This is a genomic window from Microbacterium sp. K41 (assembly GCF_004794395.1).
In the GTDB taxonomy this organism is placed as follows: Bacteria; Actinomycetota; Actinomycetes; order Actinomycetales; family Microbacteriaceae; genus Microbacterium; species Microbacterium sufflavum.
Genome location: NZ_SSDO01000523.1, coordinates 1 through 2,020, shown reverse-complemented (window position 1 = coordinate 2,020; position 2,020 = coordinate 1). Strand labels below are relative to the sequence as shown.

The following is a 2,020-nucleotide window of genomic DNA, read 5'->3' as shown; positions in this document are numbered from 1 at the left end:
ATCGCCGCGGTGCTGCTCGTGGTCGCGGTGCTCGTGCTGTGCAGCGGCGGTCCCGCGCACGCCGAGGTGCTGCCCGACGACCAGGGCGAGGGCGTCTCGATCGACATCAACGGCGTCGACGGCAGCCCGTCCGGCTCCATCCTCACGCTGCTCGGCATCACGCTGCTGTCGGTCGCTCCGGCGCTGCTGCTGATGATGTCGTCGTTCACGAAGATCTTCGTGGTGCTGGCGATGACCCGCAACGCGCTGTCGCTTCCGACGATCCCGCCGAACCAGGTGCTGGCGGGCCTGTCGCTGTTCCTGTCGCTGTTCATCATGTGGCCCGTGCTCACCGAGATCAACACGCTCGCGGTGCAGCCCTACATCGACGGCGCCCTCACGTTCACGCAGGCGGTCGACATCGGCCAGGGCCCGCTGCGCGAGTGGATGCTGCACTACACGCGCGAGGAGGACCTCGCGCTCATGACCCGCATGGCCGGTCAGGACAACCCCGACGACGCGGCGAGCGTGCCGATGTACACGCTGATCCCCGCGTTCATGATCTCGGAGCTGCGGGCCGCGTTCATCATCGGCTTCGTGATCTTCGTGCCGTTCCTGGTGATCGACCTGGTCGTGGCGGCCGCGCTGATGTCGATGGGCATGATGATGCTCCCGCCGGTCATGATCTCGCTGCCGTTCAAGATCCTGCTGTTCATCCTCGTGGACGGCTGGGGGCTCATCATCAAGGCCCTCCTGGAGAGCTACGGAGGTGTGGGATGAGCCCGGAGGCCGTGCTCGACATCGGCGCGCAGGGGCTGCTCATCGCGGCCAAGCTCGCCGCGCCCATGCTGGTGACCGCGCTCGTGGTGGGCTTCGCGATCTCGCTGCTGCAGTCCATCACCCAGGTGCAGGAGGTGACGCTGTCGTTCGTGCCGAAGATCGTCGCGGTCGGCATCGCCCTGCTGATCGCCGGCAACTGGATGATCGCGGAGATCATCGCCTTCACGAACGAGATGTTCGCCCGGATCCCGGCGCTGCTGAGCGGGTGAGCGCGTGTACATCCCGATCGACTTCGCGTGGCTGGAGGCCACGATGCTCGCGGCCGTGCGCATCACGGCGTTCATCATGATCGCTCCGCCGTTCTCCTACGGCGCGATCCCGGTGCGCGTGAAGGCCATGCTGTCGATCGGGCTGTCCCTCGCGGTGGGCGCGGCCGTCGCCCCCGGCTACGAGCCGCTGGACACCGGCGCGTTCCTCGGCGCGCTCGTGCTCCAGGTGCTCACCGGTGCGCTGCTGGGCTTCCTGGTGATGATGTGCTTCGCGGCGCTGCAGGCCGCCGGCAGCCTGATCGACGTGTTCGGCGGGTTCCAACTCGCCCAGGCGTTCGACCCGGCGGCGATGGTCAACGGCGCCCAGTTCACCCGCCTGTTCCACCTGACGGCGCTGACGCTGCTGTTCGCCTCCGGCGGCTACCAGCTGATCCTCGCGGGGCTCGCGCGCAGCTTCGACGCGGTGCCGGTCGACGGCGTCTTCGCGGTCGCCGGACCCGTCGAGCTGCTCGTCGACGGGGTGTCGCAGATGGTGCTCGCGGCCGTGCAGATCGCGGGCCCGCTCGTGCTCGTGCTGTTCCTGGCCGACGTGGGCCTCGGCCTGATCACCCGGGTCGCCCCCGCGCTCAACGCGTTCGCGATGGGCTTCCCGGTGAAGATCCTGCTGACGCTGCTGCTCGCCGGCGCCGTGTACGTGGCGTTCCCCGGCATCATCGACGCGCTCGCCTCCCAGGCCTTCCGGCTGATGCAGGGGGTGACGCCGTGAGCGACGCCGACAGCGGGGAGCGCAGCGAGAAGGCGACAGACAAGCACCTGCGCGAAGCCCGGCAGAAGGGCCGCCTCGCCCGCAGCCAGGACCTCACGGCGTGGCTCGGCATCGGCGCCGCGGCCGTCATGATGCCCGCCGCGATCGCTGCGGGCACCGCCGCGGGCACCGAGCAGCTCATCTCGCTCACCTCGCTGATGCGGGCGCCGTCGCCCGAGGCCGCGCT

4 protein-coding genes are annotated in these 2,020 nt (G+C 69.5%); all 4 read left to right on the top strand.

The window, feature by feature from the left end; genetic code table 11:
- Positions 1 to 759: a flagellar type III secretion system pore protein FliP gene (gene fliP / locus DW309_RS17955; RefSeq protein WP_136046147.1), complete on the top strand. Its 759-nt coding sequence runs from the start codon at positions 1 to 3 to the stop codon at positions 757 to 759.
- On the top strand, positions 756 to 1,028 hold the full coding sequence (gene fliQ / locus DW309_RS17950; RefSeq protein WP_136029649.1) for a flagellar biosynthesis protein FliQ: 273 nt from the start codon (positions 756 to 758) through the stop codon (positions 1,026 to 1,028). Before fliP ends, fliQ begins: the two co-directional genes overlap by 4 nt.
- 4 nt (positions 1,029 to 1,032) lie before the next feature.
- Positions 1,033 to 1,794: a flagellar biosynthetic protein FliR gene (locus tag DW309_RS17945; protein WP_136046146.1), complete on the top strand. Its 762-nt coding sequence runs from the start codon at positions 1,033 to 1,035 to the stop codon at positions 1,792 to 1,794.
- Positions 1,791 to 2,020: EscU/YscU/HrcU family type III secretion system export apparatus switch protein (locus DW309_RS17940; protein WP_205812856.1), on the top strand; the 230-nt coding region annotated here is incomplete at its 3' end. The genes DW309_RS17945 and DW309_RS17940, both read left to right, overlap by 4 nt.